The organism is Janthinobacterium sp. CG_23.3, from assembly GCF_046115965.1.
Classification (GTDB): domain Bacteria; phylum Pseudomonadota; class Gammaproteobacteria; order Burkholderiales; family Burkholderiaceae_D; genus Janthinobacterium.
On record NZ_JBJXIB010000270.1, the window covers coordinates 1 to 1,342 of the forward strand.

1 protein-coding gene is annotated in these 1,342 nt (G+C 59.7%); it reads right to left on the reverse strand.

Going from position 1 to position 1,342, the window contains the following annotated elements:
• Positions 1–34: 34 nt before the first annotated feature.
• A partial coding sequence (locus ACFDR9_RS27705) for an IS1182 family transposase (protein WP_409033076.1) occupies positions 35–1,342 on the reverse strand: 1,308 nt, incomplete at its 5' end.

Here is a 1,342-nt window from a genome sequence, read left to right on the forward strand (position 1 = left end):
GTGGGGATTGGACGGACTTTCGCCCTTTCAGGTCTTACGCGGACAGCATTTTCGCCATGCGCCGCAGGTTCAGCGCGGTGCAGACGAGTTTCCACTCGGCCTGAGCCTTCGCCAGTCCTCGCATGCTAAATTGCCGGAACCCGAGTACGCTTTTCACCCAAGCGTTGGGCGGTTCCGAGATCCACTTGCGTTTTCGGTAAGCCGCCTGGATCGTCGCGGATCTGAACTTGTCTGCCATGGCGGCACACAAAGGCCGCTTTTTCGGATCGATTACCGCTTCCTGCTTGCCGATGCGTCCGAGTGCCACAATCAGTTCGGACGGGTGAGCGCGTAGTTGCTCGAACATGGCTTCCGAGCGATAGCCTGCATCGGCGAGCACCAGCTCGGCATCGTCACCGACGTTGCGCTTTACCGCTGCGAGCACCGACGCCAGTTGCCCACTGTCAGCCGCACTATTGACGAGTTCGGCCGCCACGATGATGTGGGCGCTCTCGTCGACTGCAGCTTGGGCGTTGTACGCATAGTCGAAGCCGCCGCCGGCGCGCTTCATGATACGGCTTTCCGGGTCGGTAAAATTCTCTTGGGCGTCGGGCTTGGGTTCGCCGAACTTGTATTTAAAACGCGACTTCTTCTTTGGCTTGCCAGAGTCCTCGGGCGGCACATCTTCGTCATCGCTACGGCCGCGCGCGATATCGGCCTGGCGTTGGCGATCTTCAAGACGCGCACGGGCAGCGCGGATGACGGCAAGGCGGTCCTCGCGCCTTGCGATCTCCGCCGGGATATCGAGTTCCGGCTCGTTTTTTTCGGCGGCATCCGCCGCTCTGGCCCTGGCCAGCAACGCGTCGATTTGATCCTTGAGCTCACGCTCGGCCTTTTGCATCCGGTCGTAGCTCATCGCTTTGTGGCGCGATGCGTTGGCCTTGATCTTGGTGCCATCGACACCGATCGTGCCAAGCTTGACCAAGCCGCACTCTTTCGCCATCTTCACTACCTGTACGAACAGGTCCGACAGTTCCTTCAAGTGGATCGCGCGGAAATCGCAAATTGTTCGGTGCGCCGGATAGTTGTCAGCGGCGAGCATACGCAACGCCACGTCCTCGTACAGCTTTCGGGCCAGCTTGCGTGATGAGAACACACCGGTTGCATACCCGTACACAAGTATTTTGACCATCATCGCCGGATTAAATGGCTGGTTGCGGGACCCGCCCCCTGCATACCGCGCGTGAAAGGCGGACAGGTCGAGCGAGTCGACAGTGTCGCTAACGAAGTAGGCCAGGTGCCCCTCAGGGAGCCAGTCTTGCAAAGCATGGGGAAGCAGCATCTGTTGATGCTGATTGTAGGG